Genomic DNA, 14,057 nt, shown 5'->3' with positions numbered 1-14,057 from the left:
ACCGCACGAATGTCTGCGATATCACTTTGCCGGGAGTTGCGAAACCTGCGCGGCTGCGGCGGCCTTCTGGCGGTTTGCCTCATCATGCCAACGCACCGCCTCTCTTGCTTCGGCACGGGCGCGCTTACGATGTTTCCCTTGGGAAAACCAGGTCGCCGCCGAGCCCAGCAAAACGCCGAAAATGACCGCGAGGAACAGGAACACGAAAAACGGCGCAGTAAAAGAAAGAACGCTGTCTTCAGGTCTGAACGGATTGAGCGCAAGCGTAGCCGACTGTCTATTGGCGACGCACAGAATAATCAGCACAATTGCCAGCGGCACCAGGATGATGAGGTTGATGAGTTTTTTCGACATCCGCAATACTCCATCTTGGCGGGCGGGCCTGGGTCCGACCTTGAAGGCCGAGAGGATCAATCGTCCTCTTCATCACCCATGCCGGGGTTGAGGCGCTCACGCAATTCCTTTCCGGTCTTGAAAAACGGCACCCACTTTTCTTCGACAAAAACCGATTCACCCGTACGTGGGTTCCGGCCTGAGCGAGAAGGTCGGTTCTTCACGGAAAATGCGCCGAAACCGCGAAGCTCGACACGATTTCCTGCAGCCAGCGCATCCGTGATTTCATCCAGCACCGCGTTGACGATATTTTCGACGTCGCGGTGATAAAGGTGCGGGTTACGCGCAGCAACGATCTGCACCAGTTCAGACTTTATCACGGTTGCCCCCTGAAAAAATTGGGTTTTTAATTTTGCTCAACCTGCCAAACCGAAACGAGACCGTCAAGAAACAACTTGTCCGCGCCGATCTGACCAGCCCCTGCAAGCGGTAGAAAATCCTCATATCCGAGTATTCTTGCGATCCCGGCAATGCTGAAGAGCGAAAGTGGCGATTTCGATGACGGCGCGCGCCATTCGACGATCGGCAAATCCTTTGCCACATCGCGTGTCTGGAAATAGTCGCGGATTTCCTTTTCACCACCCAGAGCATCCACCAGCTTGTTGGCCAGCGCCTGCCTGCCCGTGTAGATCGATCCATCCGCCAGTGCCAGAACGGTCTCTTTCGGAAGCTTGCGACGATCCGCCACAAGGTTGACAAACCAGTCGTAGCTGTCCGTCACCATGGCCCTTATCATGGTCTTCGCCTCTTCGGGCGCGTCATGGAACGGCGACGGTTCGGCTTTCAGCGGAGATGACTTGATTTCCTGCAGTGAGACGCCGAGCTTTTCCATCAACGGCCCGAGCTGCGGATACTGAAAGATCACGCCGATCGAGCCGGTGATCGAGGTTTCGCCCGCAACGATCGTGTCGCCAGCCGCGGCAATCATGTATCCTGCCGAAGCAGCCAGAGTGCGGATATCGGAAACCACCGGCTTCTTTTCAGCCACAGCACGAAGTGCCTTGAAGATGCGTTCACCGCCATAGGTCGTGCCGCCCGGAGACGAGATCGAAACGATCAGCCCCTTCACATTGTCACTTTTCTCGATTTTGGCGAGGCGCTCAAGAAGCTCGGTATTGTCCTGGATAAGTCCGGAAATTTCGACACGGGCGATATGCGGGCGCTCGCTTTGTTGCGGCGCTGTCCAGAAAACCCGGTAAAGTCCAAAGAGGCCTGCAATCAACAGCAAAACGGCAGCAACCCGCCAGAATGTAAGCTTTCGGCGCAACTGCCTGCGATCCGCTATCGCCATCTGATCCATGAAAACCTCTGCCTCGGCGGTCCTGAGCAAGCGATGCCGCATGCAACGCGCAATGTGGTGGTTCTAGCGTGAAGCTGCAAGGAAGCAATGCGTAAACCGAATAATCATAAAATTAGCGCATCTCTTGCACCTTTCCAGACAAAAACCATATTGGCAGGGCAAGGCACACGTGCCAAACACATCAGGATGAACAAAAAACTTCCTCTGCGGACCATGAATGGCGCGCACGAAGTGACCGGACCCACTCACATGCTTGAAAGACTTCGCGAACCAGCGCCCGCATTTTCATTGCCGAACGGTCAGGCCGCGGCCTACGAACGTGCGCTCAAACATTCCGTGCTGGTCAAGCGTCTGAAGATCATTCTACCGGTCAGCGCGATTGTGGTTTCGCTCGCATTCATTGGCGTCTCGCTTGTCAGAACCTGGGTCCCGGACGAAGTTTCGCTCGAAAGCGCTCGCATTGAAGACGGCAAGATCGTGATGGAGAAACCTGCTGTTGCAGGCCGCAACGAGCAGGGCATCGACTACTCCATGAATGCCGATCGCGCGCTTCAGGACATCGCAAACCCCAATCTCATGACGCTTGAAAAGGTTCTTGCCGCAGTGCCGGTCAATGACAGCATTGCACAGGTTATCGCACAGGAAGGCATTTTCGACCGTTCGACAAACTCGCTGAAGATGACTGCACCTTTTGACATCAATCTCAGCAATGGCATACAAGCAAAGTTCCAGTCTGCGGATGTCGATCTGAAGGCCGGAAAAATGAGCAGCGAAGAGCCCGTTTCCATTAAGACAAAGGACGGCTCCATTGTTGCGCAATCGATTCATATCGCCGATAATGGCAAAACAATCACTTTTTCGGGGCAGGTACGCGCACGTATCGCTGCATCCAATATCAAGAATGAAGGCAAGTGAGAGCCCGGTCCAGATGATGCACATTTCCCGTCCCGTTTTTCTCGGCAAGTCGGCCTATCTTGCGATCGCCGCTGTCTGTTTCGCCTCCACCGCGCTGGCGCAGAACACGACCAGCAACATGCAGGGCGTCAAACTTTCCGGTGACCAGCCGATCGCCATCGAAAGCGACCAGCTCGAGATCCGGGATCAGGAGCGCAAGGCCTATTTCACCGGCAATGTGAAAGTGGTTCAGGGAACGACCACCCTTCAGTCCGGCAAGATGACCGTGAACTACAAGGGTGAAGGTTCGTCGCTGACGAGCGGTGACGCGAATATCGAAAAGATCTTCGTCGACAACAACGTCTTCCTGACATCCGGAACCCAGAAAGCAACCGCCGATCACGGCGAGTTCGACATGGCGGCACAGACATTCATCCTGACCGGCAAACAGGTCGTTCTGTCTGAAGGCACCAATGTCTTCACCGGCTGCAAGCTGACGGTGCTGATGAACACGGGACAGGCCAAGCTTGAAAGCTGTGGTGGCCCGGTTCGAATCATGCTCGACCCCAAGTCGCAAAAGAAACAGTAGTCTTTCCTCGTGAAGATACCATCGTTCTCAAATATGTTCGGCGGCACGCCGGGCCGCTCCGATGAAGCGGCGTCTGGTGCTGACAAGGCACGCTACGAAGGCACGCTGATCGCGCACGGCCTCACGAAAACCTATAATACGCGACGCGTCGTCAATGGTGTTTCGCTGGTTGTACGCCGCGGCGAAGCCGTGGGCTTGCTGGGCCCGAACGGCGCCGGCAAGACGACCTGCTTTTATATGATTACCGGTCTCGTACCTGTTGATACGGGCAAGATCGCCATTAACGGCAACGACGTTACCTCCATGCCGATGTATCGTCGTTCCCGCCTCGGTGTAGGGTACCTGCCGCAGGAAGCGTCGATTTTCCGCGGACTGACGGTCGAAGACAACATCAAGGCCGTTCTTGAGGTGCATGAACCGGACGCCAAGAAACGCAACCACAAGCTCGATGAGTTGCTGGAAGAGTTTCACATCGCGCAGTTGCGCAAGTCTCCGGCCGTTGCCCTTTCGGGCGGTGAGCGCCGTCGTCTTGAAATTGCCCGCGCGCTTGCGACCGACCCAACCTTCATGCTGCTCGATGAGCCTTTCGCCGGCGTTGATCCAATCTCCGTCAGCGATATTCAGAATCTTGTCAGGCACTTGACTGCCCGTGGGATCGGCGTTCTGATTACAGACCATAACGTGAGAGAAACGCTTGGCCTGATCGACCGTGCCTACATTATTCATGCGGGCGAAGTGCTGACTCATGGCCGTGCGGATGACATCGTCAATAATCCCGATGTACGCCGCCTCTATCTCGGCAATAATTTTAGCCTTTGACGGCTGGACGCGAAAGATTCTTCACCTCGCCCCCACTCTGACGCTTGACCAAATGAGATAAAAAAGCAATTTTTGGGCCAAGTTTCATTGTCTCCGTGAATTTTCTGGAAAATGAGGCTGTGAAGAAGCTGTAAGGGGAGTTTCGCGTCCGCCATGGCATTGTCTGCCAGCCTTTTGCTGCGTCAAAACCAGTCCCTCGTAATGACACCTCAATTGATGCAGTCGATCCAGCTGCTTCAAATGACGCATTTCGAGCTGACGCAGTTTATCGCGCAAGAGGTCGAGCGAAACCCGCTGCTGGAAATTGCAGCAAACGATAGCGATTTAGGCACGACTGCGCCTGAAAATGCAGCAAACTTCAACGATGGAGATGACGATCTTTCCAGCGCGCCAACGCCTTCAGTCACATCCGATTCGGACGACTGGTACGGGGATCGCGCCGCCAATCTCGGTGAACAGCTCGATACCAGCTTCGAGAACGTCTTCCCTGACGACGCGGAACCGCGAAAGGCCGATGCGCCGGAGCTTCTGAGCCAGTGGCGCTCAATGCCGGGCCAGGAAGCTGGCGAAAGCTACGATCTTGACGATTTTGTCGCTGCCAAACCAAGCCTGCATGACCATCTGAACCAGCAAGTACCCTTCGCCATTACCTCTGCCGAAGATCGCCTGATTGCGGACGCACTGATCGGCCAACTCGACGAGACCGGTTATATTGCCGTCGATGCGGTGCAGGAGACAGCGGAGCGGCTGGGAACGACGACGGCTGCAGCGGAAAACGTCCTGAAAGCACTTCAGGGATTTGACCCACCTGGTGTTTTTGCGCGCTCACTCAGCGAATGCCTGGCCATACAGCTTGCCCAGAAAGACCGGCTCGATCCGGCCATGCGGGCTTTCATCGACAACCTGGAACTCCTGGCAAAACGCGACTTTGCGACGTTAAAAAAACTTTGCGGCGTGGATGAAGAAGACCTCCTCGATATGCTCTCGGAGATCAGAACGCTCAACCCGCGGCCAGGTGCCGGTTTCGAGTCGACTGTTTCCGAAACGATCGTGCCCGACATCATCGTGCGCCCGTCGTCCGAAGGTGGTTGGCTGGTGGAGATCAATCCCGATACCCTGCCAAGGGTGCTGATCAACCAGACCTATTTTGCCGAAATCTCGAAACACAAGACACGCGAAGGCGAGGATCAGGATTTCCTGTCGGAGTGCATGCAGACCGCGCACTGGCTGACGCGAAGCCTCGATCAACGCGCCAAGACAATCATGAAAGTCGCCACGGAAATCGTGCGCCAGCAGGATGCGTTCCTGGTCAATGGGGTTGGCCATCTGCGGCCGTTGAACCTCAAGACCGTTGCCGATGCGATCAAGATGCACGAATCCACCGTCAGCCGCGTCACGTCCAAGAAGTACATGCTGACACCACGCGGGGTTTTCGAGCTGAAATATTTCTTCAGCGTGTCGATCAGCTCCGTCGAGGGTGGCGACAGCCATTCCGCAGAAGCGGTCCGCCATCGTATCAAGACGATGATCGCTCAGGAGGCGGCGGATGCCGTTCTATCCGACGATGATATTGTCGATAATCTGAAAAGCAGCGGCATCGACCTCGCACGCCGCACGGTTGCAAAATACCGTGAAGCGATGAACATCCCCTCCTCCGTTCAAAGACGTCGCGAGAAAAAGGCGATGGCAAAATTATCGACCTATTGAGGCCCCCAGAGATCACGTTTTCTAGGGTTTTCTGGCATCCCATTGACTCTTACCGATGCAACGGCTAGAAGCCCGCCGCACACGGTAGCAAGGTTGTTTGTAACGGATTCATCTCCACCGTCCAGAGGCGTAAATTTGGAATGGAGGCCCAAAGAGGTCTTCGAAACGCTTGGATGCGCGCGCAGCTTGACGTAAGCTGGTACTCGCAAATCACTACAAAAAGGAAAAATTCCATGAGTGTGCGTGTATCTGGTAAACATATGGAGATCGGCGAATCTTTCCGTCAGCGGATCGAGGACAACATAGGTCTGGCGGTTACCAAATACTTCGATGGGGGGTATTCAGGACAAGTGACCGTTGAAAAATCCGGGCCGCGTTTTGCTGCAGATTGCAAAATTCACCTCGATACGGGTGTTGTTTTGCACGCAGCAGGTCAGGCCAATGATCCTCAGGCAAGCTTCGATGCTGCTGCGGAACGGATTGAAAAACGCCTGCGTCGCTACAAGCGGAAGCTGAAGGACCACCACAACGGTTCTGCTTCCAACGGAGGCACACAGGAAATTGCTTATACCGTGATGGATGCAATCTCGGACGCGGACGACGAAGTTCCGGAAGATTACGCACCCACCATCGTAGCCGAGAGCTCGAAACAGATTAAGACCATGTCCGTCGCCAGCGCCGTTATGGCCCTCGACATGACGGACGAGCCGGTTCTGGTGTTTCGCAGCCCCGGTAAGGAATATCTCAACATCGTCTACCGGCGGAACGACGGCAATATAGGCTGGATCGACGCAGCGACGATCAAGAGCTGAACAGTCTGACAAGACGTGGGAGGCATCCCCGCAACAGCGAATTTGCCTCCCTACCGTCTCGATGGCATGAAGGAAAAATAGAATGGCGTTGGCAGATTTGCTGCAACAAGATGCGATTATTCCCGCCCTCAAGGTGAATTCCAAAAAACAACTGCTCCAGGAACTGGCAGCGAAAGCGGCCAGAATTACTGGAATGTCGGAACGGGAAGTTTTTGACGTCATCCTCCAGCGCGAGCGGCTCGGCTCGACCGGTGTGGGGCATGGCATCGCTATTCCGCATGGCAAACTCAGCAGCATCAACGCGATCACCGGCGTCTTTGCGCGCCTTGAGACGCCTGTCGATTTCGAAGCGCTGGATGATCAGCCTGTCGATCTGGTGTTTCTTCTTCTTGCCCCCGAAGGAGCAGGCGCCGACCATCTGAAGGCGCTGTCGCGCATTGCGCGTGCGCTGCGTGACCCGGAACTTGTGGCCAAGCTGCGTGCGACAGATTCCGACACCGCGATCTATGCATTTCTCAATCAGGAGCAGGCAACCGCCGCATGACGGCGCGAGCCTTTGTGAGAGCGGCTAACGTTCGGGAAGACATTCACACAAAAAAAACGCGCCCCGAGGCGCGTTTTTTTTGTTTTTCCCGAGACTTGTTATCTCAGGCATCTTTTTCATTGAGCGAGCCTGTGCCCGGCTCAGCCGTCACAACAGCTTCCAGCTTCGGGCCACCTTTTGCAACGCCAACCATGGCGGGGCGCAATACACGATCACCGATGGTATAGCCCGCCTGAACGACCTGAAGCACCGTGTTGTTGGGAACAGTCGTGTTCGGGATTTCGAACATTGCCTGATGGAAATTCGGATCGAACTTCTCACCCTCAGCATCGATCCTCTTGACGCCGTGGCGCTCAAGCGCAGACAACATCGAGCGTTCAGTCATATCAACGCCTTCGATCAGGCCGCTGATACCGGCTTCGGCATCGGTCTTGAGATGGTCGGGAATAGCTTCCAGCGCACGGCGCAGATTGTCTGATACAGCCAGCATATCGCGCGCAAAACCTGCCACGGAATAAAGCTTCGCATCCTTGACTTCGCGTTCTGTGCGACGGCGAAGATTGTCCATTTCTGCGGCAAGACGCAGGAATTTATCACGCAGATCACTATTTTCGGCCTTCAAAACCTCGATCGGATCGGGTTCTGCTGCCTTTGCGGTGATGTCTTCGAGAGCTTCTTCACCCGCCAGCGCACTGTCGATTACTTCTTCGGCGACGTCCGCGTCAGGTCCGGGCTTTTTTGTATCGTCGGTCATGACGTTCTCCAGATTGGAAGATTAACTTTGTTGGTTGCGCCCGATATCGAGCTTTGGTCGGCAAAAATCAAGGCTTGCGGCAAAAAGCCTGCCGCAATTGTCTGGTCATTAGACCAATTCCTATCGTGTTTTCCTGGAAAGGCGGGCCATAATCTGTGCCGTGTAGTCCACCATGGGAACGATGCGAGCGTAATTGAGCCGCGTCGGGCCGATAACGCCAACCGCGCCAACGACCCGGTTTTCCTCGTCGCGATAAGGCGCGACAATCAGCGACGAGCCGGAAAGCGAAAAGAGCTTGTTTTCCGAGCCAATGAAAATACGCACACCCGAACCGCTCTCGGCCAGATTGAGAATCTCGATGAGGTTTTCCTTGCGCTCGAGATCATCGAACAGCATGCGGACACGATCGATATCCTCTTCGCCCGCAAGGCCCTCCAGCAGGTTGGAGCGGCCACGAACAATGAGACGGCCAAGCTTGCCATCCTCATTGTCACCAGCCCATATCGCCAGTCCCCGTTCGACCAGATCCTGCGCGAGCTGGCCGAGCTCTGTCTGGAGCTCCGCCTTGTGGATCTGAAACTGGCTCCTCAGTTCCTGCAATGTCTGCCCGCCAAGATGGGCGTTGATGAAGTTTGCGGCTTCCGTGAGCTGCGAGGATGAAATTCCCGCCGGTAACTCGATGATCCGGTTTTCGACCTGGTTGTGATCACCGACGAGCACGGCAAGCGCTTTCGTCGGCTCAAGCCGGATGAACTCGACATGCTTCAATATGACGTCGTTTTTGGCGGTTAACACCAAGCCGGCCCCACGCGACATGCCTGAGAGCATGCGGCTTGCTTCGGTCAGCAATCCGTCGAGCGGCTGCTCCTGGCCCGACATGGGGCCGATCTGACGGTCGATACTGGCACGCTGATCTTCCGGCAGATCGCCGACCTGCATGAAGGCGTCAACGAAAAACCGCAGACCCGTCTGTGTCGGCAGGCGCCCGGCACTGATATGCGGCGAATAGATCAGGCCCAGTTCTTCCAGGTCGCTCATGACATTGCGAACTGAGGCAGGCGAAAGCGACATCGGCAACAATCGGGACAAACTGCGCGAGCCCAAGGGCTCACCTGTCTCCAGATATCCTTCGACAATTCGCCGGAAGATCTCCCGCGAGCGTTCGTCCAGCAACGATGCCTGATCTCTTGAAAGCGGCGCCGAAAAACCCATTTTGCCCGTTCTTTTTCATCGTCATTATTCTGCATCAATATAATGCGTCGTGCGGCCACGGCAAAACGGAAATTGGCGTAACACAAGGCGCTTCTTGATCGCCTCGCCGAAGGCATTGATGTGGGCGATCCATCGGTATGAAGGACCCTGTCCGAATGCAATCGCAACGATGCAGGCCATTCGCATACATATAATCCCCTCAGAACCCACAGAACTGTTTCCATTTCACCGGGAAACGCTCTAGAAGGCTGAAACGAACAAGGAGAGTGACGAGATGCGGCCTTCAGGCAGAAAAACCGACCAGATGCGCAAGGTTTCCTTCGAGCGTAATTTCTCGAAACATGCGGAAGGTTCCTGTCTTGTCAAATTCGGTGACACGCATGTGCTTGTCACGGCGAGCCTTGAAGAAAAGACGCCGCCGTGGCTGCGCAACAGCGGCAAAGGTTGGGTCACAGCAGAATACGGCATGCTGCCACGCTCCACGCACGAGCGCATGAAGCGAGAAGCTGCATCTGGCAAGCAGGGTGGCCGCACCCAGGAAATCCAGCGCCTCATCGGTCGCTCGCTCCGCGCTGTCGTTGACCTGCAGGCACTTGGCGAGCGCCAGATCAGCATCGATTGCGACGTGATCCAGGCAGATGGCGGGACGCGCACAGCCTCGATCACCGGCGCATGGATTGCCCTGCACGATTGCCTGAAGTGGATGGAAACTCGCAACATGATCAAGGTCGACAAGGTGCTCAAGGACCATGTTGCTGCGATTTCCTGCGGCATCTTTGCCAACCAGCCCGTCATCGATCTCGACTATCTGGAAGACTCCTCTGCCGAAACCGATGCCAATTTCGTCATCACCGGTGCAGGCGGCATCGTCGAAATCCAGGGTACGGCGGAAGGCACGCCTTTTTCCGAAGAAGAGTTCCTGACGCTGCTTGGTCTTGCCAAGACAGGATGCGCTGAACTGGTTGCCCTGCAGAAGCAGGCAATTGCCTGAGCCGATAGGATACGCCATGCGCAAGCTCGATACCCGCACGATCGTCGTCGCCAGCCACAACAAGGGCAAGATTGCCGAAATCGCCGACCTCATCGGACCGTTCGGCTTTTCGGCAAAATCGGCGGCGGAACTCAATTTCGCCGAGCCGGACGAGACCGGCACGACGTTTGAGGAAAATGCTGCCATCAAGGCGCTTGCCTCAGCGAAAGCGTCTGGTCTGCCGGCCCTCTCCGACGATTCCGGTCTGGTGATCGATGCTCTTGATGGTGCACCTGGCGTCTATACGGCCAACTGGGCGGAAACCGCTGACGGCACGCGCGATTTCCAGATGGCCATGCAGAAGGTCGAGGATGCACTTGCCGAGCGCAAGGCTGCAACTCCTGCCGAGCGAGGCTGCCGTTTCGTCAGTGTGCTTTGCCTTGCCTGGCCGGATGGTCATCTGGAGTATTTCCGTGGAGAGGTTGAAGGCTCTGTTGCCTGGCCGCCACGCGGAACGAGCGGGTTCGGTTACGACCCGATTTTCCAGCCGCAAGGCTATGAGGCGACATTCGGCGAAATGACCGCCGAGGAAAAACACGGCTGGAAACCGGGCGATGATTTTGCCCTTTCGCACCGTGCGCGTGCATTCAAGAAATTCGTAGAAACGTGCCTGGAGGCTTGAACCCGATGAACGGGGAGCATCAGATTTCTGCCCCCGGCACATCGCTTCTGCCGGATACGGGTGATCCGGGGTTTGGTATATATCTGCACTGGCCGTTCTGTGCGGCCAAGTGTCCCTATTGTGATTTCAACAGTCATGTCCGCCACAAACCCGTGGATCAGGAGCGATTTACTGCAGCTTTCCTGAAAGAAATGGAGCGCATGCGGGCCATTAGTGGTCCTCGCGTCGTCACCAGCATCTTCATGGGCGGCGGCACACCATCGCTGATGGACCCACGGACGGTTGGCGCTGTCCTCGATGGCGTCTCGCGCTTCTGGCATGTACCAGATGGCATCGAGATTACCATGGAGGCCAACCCGTCCAGCGTCGAGGCTGAGCGTTTTCGCGGCTATCGGGCGGCGGGTGTCAACCGGGTGTCACTCGGCGTGCAGGCCCTCAATGATCGTGACCTGAAATTTTTGGGCAGATTGCATGATGTTGCCGATGCCTTGAAAGCGATCCGGCTGGCACGCGAGATCTTTCCACGCATGTCTTTCGATCTGATCTATGCCCGCCCCAAACAGACAGTGGAGGAATGGGACGCGGAACTGAAAGAAGCGGTCTCCTACGCCGTGGATCATCTGTCGCTCTACCAGTTGACGATCGAGGAAGGCACCCCCTTCTACGGTCTGCACAAAGCAGGCAAACTCATTGTGCCGGACGGTGAACATTCGGCTATTCTTTATGAGGCAACGCAAGAAATCACCGAGCGTTACGGCATGCCCGCCTATGAAGTGTCGAACCACGCGCGTCCCGGCGCGGAAAGCCGACACAATCTCACTTACTGGCGGTATGGAGATTATGCCGGCATCGGACCTGGCGCCCATGGGCGTTTGACAAAGGGCTCGTCCAAGCTTGCGACGGCGACCCAGCGACATCCGGAAACCTGGCTCGAAGCCGTGGAACGCGACGGGCACGGCATGGTTGATCAGGAGCTTCTGGGCGTTGACGAACAGTCGGACGAACTGTTGCTGATGGGTCTTCGGCTTCGGGAAGGCGTTGATCTTGCCAGGTGGAGCGAACTTTCAGGTCGTGAACTCGATCCGGAAAAGGAAGACTTCCTGCTGCAACACGGTTTTGTCGAACGCCTCGGCAATTCTCGCTTGCGCTGCACGCCTGCCGGCATGCTCATTCTGGACGCCGTCGTCGCTGATCTGGCCTGCTGACTGAACTTCAAGCCTCTGACAGACAAATAAAAAAGCGGCCCGAAGGCCGCTTTTTTTATGCGTTGTTCTCGTTGATCAAACGTTTCAGCAGTTCGACCTCGTGACCGAGCTTGGTGTCGCCCGAAATCAGTTCCTCGATCTTGCGAACCGCATGCAGAACGGTCGTGTGGTCACGTCCACCGAAACGACGGCCGATCTCCGGGAAGGAGCGAGGTGTCAGCATCTTCGACAGATACATGGCAACCTGACGCGGCTTGACGATAACGCGTGTACGACGGTTGGACACAAGTTCCTGACGCGACACGTTATAATGCTTGGCAACGATACGCTGAATGTCTTCGATGCGGACACGCTTGGCTTCGCCCGTACCGACGAGATGCGACAGCAGTTCATCAACGCGATCCACAGACAGGTTCGGTTCGAACGAGCGGCGGAACATCAACTGGTTGAAGGCACCCTCAAGCTCGCGTCCGCTTGCCGTGACGCTTTTGGCAACATGCGTCAGAATATCTTCCGAAATATCAAAGGACGGATCATCCTGACGGGCCGAGCCGACGCGACGGTTCAGCATTTCATAACGCATGTCGTAATCAGGGCCTTCGATTTCGATGGCCATGCCACCCTGAAGACGCGAACGGACGCGTGGATCAAGCGATTCCAGCTCCCAGGGGGCGCGATCGGCAGCGACAACGACCTGCTTGGCGCTGTCCAGCAGCATGTTCAGCAAATGGCAGAACTCATGCTGGATCATCTTGCCCTGAAGGAACTGCATGTCATCGATGACGAGCAGGTCGATATTGCGCAAGGTGTCCTTGAGCGTCAGTGCATCATTGTCACGGATCGCCGTTGCAAAACGCCACATGAAGTACTCAGCCGTCAGATAGACGACGCGCGGATTGCGCGGGCTGTCGATGGCTGCATTGGCGATAGCCTGCAACAGGTGCGTCTTGCCGAGGCCAACGCCTGCATGAATGAACAGCGGGTTGAAGCGCACAGCGCCAGCACCAGCTTCCGCAATGGTTTTGGCCGCCGCCAAAGCAACACGGTTCGACGAGCCCTCAACGAAGGTATCGAAGGTGAAACGTGTATCAAGCGGAGAGCCGAACAATGGACCAGAGCTACCCTGCCGCACTGTAGGCTGCGCCGTGGCAGACTGAAGCGACGGCGTTATAGCCGGCTGCTGCGGAATGGATGGCTTGTTCCGCTGGATCGCACCGACTTCCTGTACGGGCTGCATGCGCTCTTCCGCCTGCGCAGGACGAACCGGACGGGTTGCCGAACGGACGAGGATCTCGACCTTCAGAACATCCGCATCCTCGCTCTGCACTAGGCTGGTGATGAGATCCATGTAACGGTTGTTGATCCACGACTTCAAAAAGGTCGTTGGAACAGTAAAGCGAACAACGCTTTTGGAAACAGAATGGAGTTTAAGTCTTGCAAACCAGCTGGCGTAAACTTCGGGACCGACCTGTGCCTTGAGCCGCGCGCTAAAACGTTCAAACAGCGCATCGTGCTTCATTGTCGATTTGTCCCCTGCCGCGTCAGAGCAAGCTGCATCGGATGCCTTTGGTGCACGGTCCCCGTCCGTCACCGCACCCATCGCCAAATTCAATTGCATATTGCCGCCTTTCAAATTGCCAATCATAGCCTGACGATCAAATTCACCGTCAGGGATCCCCCTCGTGTTATTCTTGCTTTCGACATTCCCCTCGCAAGAATTGTCCAAAGCGCTACTCGTTCGCGAGCCGGTTATCCCATTTCCCTCTTCATCATGGAGAGGCCTGCGATACGCTAACAACACTCCTTTCGTTGCAACCTGAACATGTATTTCTTCAGACAAAGACTACCCGTTCGCTCCGAGACCGGAACGGCGCAAATAGCTCCATGAACTGAAAAAACGAACCCCGAAAGATCCGCCCGCAACAAGGGTGAATATCGCCGATATGATCATCGAGATAATCTGTGGACTGAGATCCGCGCCCCTTGTTGAAATGCATTTAGGCAGGATCGATGGCAGAGATCAATGGCGTTTTTTCTGCAAAAACGAACAACAGCCATTGACTCAGGAAAGCCGTTTTGCATCACGGGAACGGCCCGAAGCAGAATCTCTTATGAATCAATGAGATTCAAATTTCTCGTTTTCCGCGAGACGATTTTGGCAAAAAAATAAAAATTA

At 55.7% G+C, this 14,057-nt stretch carries 14 protein-coding genes and 1 pseudogene; 9 read left to right on the top strand and 6 right to left on the bottom strand.

The genetic code is table 11. From position 1 onward, the window contains the following. Positions 1–21: 21 nt before the first annotated feature. The 3 genes and pseudogenes from HWX89_RS10185 to sppA all read right to left on the bottom strand — a co-directional run bounded on the left by HWX89_RS10185 (position 22) and on the right by sppA (position 1,693). Positions 22–354 (bottom strand): LapA family protein, encoded by a 333-nt coding sequence (locus tag HWX89_RS10185; protein ID WP_138794372.1) that lies wholly within the window; start codon positions 352–354, stop codon positions 22–24. 56 nt (positions 355–410) lie between these two features. Then, positions 411–728 (bottom strand): annotated as a pseudogene (locus HWX89_RS10180) (integration host factor subunit beta); the annotation flags it as partial. An 11-nt stretch (positions 729–739) separates the two neighbouring features. Continuing rightward, positions 740–1,693, bottom strand: coding sequence for a signal peptide peptidase SppA (gene sppA, locus HWX89_RS10175; RefSeq protein ID WP_138794371.1), 954 nt, complete (start codon positions 1,691–1,693; stop codon positions 740–742). A gap of 249 nt (positions 1,694–1,942) precedes the next feature. Here sppA and lptC point away from each other — a divergent pair, with 249 nt between their 5' ends. The 6 genes from lptC to ptsN all read left to right on the top strand — a co-directional run bounded on the left by lptC (position 1,943) and on the right by ptsN (position 7,058). Next, positions 1,943–2,608, top strand: coding sequence for an LPS export ABC transporter periplasmic protein LptC (gene lptC, locus HWX89_RS10170; protein ID WP_138794370.1), 666 nt, complete (start codon positions 1,943–1,945; stop codon positions 2,606–2,608). A 13-nt stretch (positions 2,609–2,621) separates the two neighbouring features. Then, entirely contained in the window at positions 2,622–3,176 is a 555-nt protein-coding gene (locus tag HWX89_RS10165; RefSeq protein WP_138794369.1) for an LptA/OstA family protein, read from the top strand. 33 nt (positions 3,177–3,209) lie between these two features. Further along, positions 3,210–3,995: an LPS export ABC transporter ATP-binding protein gene (gene lptB / locus HWX89_RS10160; RefSeq protein WP_178340741.1), complete on the top strand. Its 786-nt coding sequence runs from the start codon at positions 3,210–3,212 to the stop codon at positions 3,993–3,995. 153 nt (positions 3,996–4,148) lie between these two features. Continuing rightward, positions 4,149–5,702, top strand: coding sequence for an RNA polymerase factor sigma-54 (gene rpoN, locus HWX89_RS10155; RefSeq protein WP_138794367.1), 1,554 nt, complete (start codon positions 4,149–4,151; stop codon positions 5,700–5,702). A 233-nt stretch (positions 5,703–5,935) separates the two neighbouring features. After that, positions 5,936–6,514, top strand: a complete 579-nt coding sequence (gene hpf, locus HWX89_RS10150) for a ribosome hibernation-promoting factor, HPF/YfiA family (RefSeq protein ID WP_138794931.1) — start codon at positions 5,936–5,938, stop codon at positions 6,512–6,514. A gap of 82 nt (positions 6,515–6,596) precedes the next feature. After that, positions 6,597–7,058, top strand: a complete 462-nt coding sequence (gene ptsN / locus HWX89_RS10145) for a PTS IIA-like nitrogen regulatory protein PtsN (protein ID WP_138794366.1) — start codon at positions 6,597–6,599, stop codon at positions 7,056–7,058. 103 nt (positions 7,059–7,161) lie between these two features. On the opposite strand, the gene grpE is transcribed toward ptsN, so the two are convergent. Then, complete coding sequence (grpE, locus tag HWX89_RS10140; RefSeq protein WP_138794365.1) at positions 7,162–7,812, bottom strand: nucleotide exchange factor GrpE; 651 nt, start codon at positions 7,810–7,812, stop codon at positions 7,162–7,164. A 120-nt stretch (positions 7,813–7,932) separates the two neighbouring features. After that, positions 7,933–9,024, bottom strand: coding sequence for a heat-inducible transcriptional repressor HrcA (hrcA, locus tag HWX89_RS10135; RefSeq protein ID WP_138794364.1), 1,092 nt, complete (start codon positions 9,022–9,024; stop codon positions 7,933–7,935). A 274-nt stretch (positions 9,025–9,298) separates the two neighbouring features. Between hrcA and rph the strand changes: the two genes are divergently transcribed. From rph to hemW, 3 genes are read left to right on the top strand one after another with little or no spacing between them, the layout of a single operon-like run. Beyond that, a complete protein-coding gene (rph, locus tag HWX89_RS10130) occupies positions 9,299–10,015 on the top strand; it encodes a ribonuclease PH (protein WP_138794363.1) in 717 nt (238 codons plus the stop codon). Positions 10,016–10,031: 16 nt separating this feature from the next. Beyond that, on the top strand, positions 10,032–10,676 hold the full coding sequence (gene rdgB / locus HWX89_RS10125) for an RdgB/HAM1 family non-canonical purine NTP pyrophosphatase (protein ID WP_138794362.1): 645 nt from the start codon (positions 10,032–10,034) through the stop codon (positions 10,674–10,676). Positions 10,677–10,681: 5 nt separating this feature from the next. Continuing rightward, complete coding sequence (hemW, locus tag HWX89_RS10120) at positions 10,682–11,881, top strand: radical SAM family heme chaperone HemW (RefSeq protein ID WP_138794361.1); 1,200 nt, start codon at positions 10,682–10,684, stop codon at positions 11,879–11,881. A 55-nt stretch (positions 11,882–11,936) separates the two neighbouring features. Here the strand turns inward: hemW and dnaA are convergent, their stop codons facing one another. Continuing rightward, on the bottom strand, positions 11,937–13,400 hold the full coding sequence (gene dnaA / locus HWX89_RS10115; RefSeq protein ID WP_262523990.1) for a chromosomal replication initiator protein DnaA: 1,464 nt from the start codon (positions 13,398–13,400) through the stop codon (positions 11,937–11,939). Between the last annotated feature and the right edge of the window lie 657 nt (positions 13,401–14,057).

Origin of the sequence: Rhizobium sp. RM, assembly GCF_013390595.1 — a bacterium.
Lineage (GTDB): Bacteria > Pseudomonadota > Alphaproteobacteria > Rhizobiales > Rhizobiaceae > Agrobacterium.
This window is presented reverse-complemented; position numbering and strand designations above follow the sequence as displayed.

Bases quoted from the DNA above. Each gene is read 5' to 3' on its own strand.
- HWX89_RS10185 (WP_138794372.1), bottom strand. From the start codon at position 354: ATGTCGAAAAAACTCATCAACCTCATCATCCTGGTGCCGCTGGCAATT.
- sppA (WP_138794371.1), bottom strand. From the start codon at position 1,693: ATGGATCAGATGGCGATAGCGGATCGCAGGCAGTTGCGCCGAAAGCTT.
- lptC (WP_138794370.1), top strand. From the start codon at position 1,943: ATGCTTGAAAGACTTCGCGAACCAGCGCCCGCATTTTCATTGCCGAAC.
- HWX89_RS10165 (WP_138794369.1), top strand. From the start codon at position 2,622: ATGATGCACATTTCCCGTCCCGTTTTTCTCGGCAAGTCGGCCTATCTT.
- lptB (WP_178340741.1), top strand. From the start codon at position 3,210: ATGTTCGGCGGCACGCCGGGCCGCTCCGATGAAGCGGCGTCTGGTGCT.
- rpoN (WP_138794367.1), top strand. From the start codon at position 4,149: ATGGCATTGTCTGCCAGCCTTTTGCTGCGTCAAAACCAGTCCCTCGTA.
- hpf (WP_138794931.1), top strand. From the start codon at position 5,936: ATGAGTGTGCGTGTATCTGGTAAACATATGGAGATCGGCGAATCTTTC.
- ptsN (WP_138794366.1), top strand. From the start codon at position 6,597: ATGGCGTTGGCAGATTTGCTGCAACAAGATGCGATTATTCCCGCCCTC.
- grpE (WP_138794365.1), bottom strand. From the start codon at position 7,812: ATGACCGACGATACAAAAAAGCCCGGACCTGACGCGGACGTCGCCGAA.
- hrcA (WP_138794364.1), bottom strand. From the start codon at position 9,024: ATGGGTTTTTCGGCGCCGCTTTCAAGAGATCAGGCATCGTTGCTGGAC.
- rph (WP_138794363.1), top strand. From the start codon at position 9,299: ATGCGGCCTTCAGGCAGAAAAACCGACCAGATGCGCAAGGTTTCCTTC.
- rdgB (WP_138794362.1), top strand. From the start codon at position 10,032: ATGCGCAAGCTCGATACCCGCACGATCGTCGTCGCCAGCCACAACAAG.
- hemW (WP_138794361.1), top strand. From the start codon at position 10,682: ATGAACGGGGAGCATCAGATTTCTGCCCCCGGCACATCGCTTCTGCCG.
- dnaA (WP_262523990.1), bottom strand. From the start codon at position 13,400: ATGAAGCACGATGCGCTGTTTGAACGTTTTAGCGCGCGGCTCAAGGCA.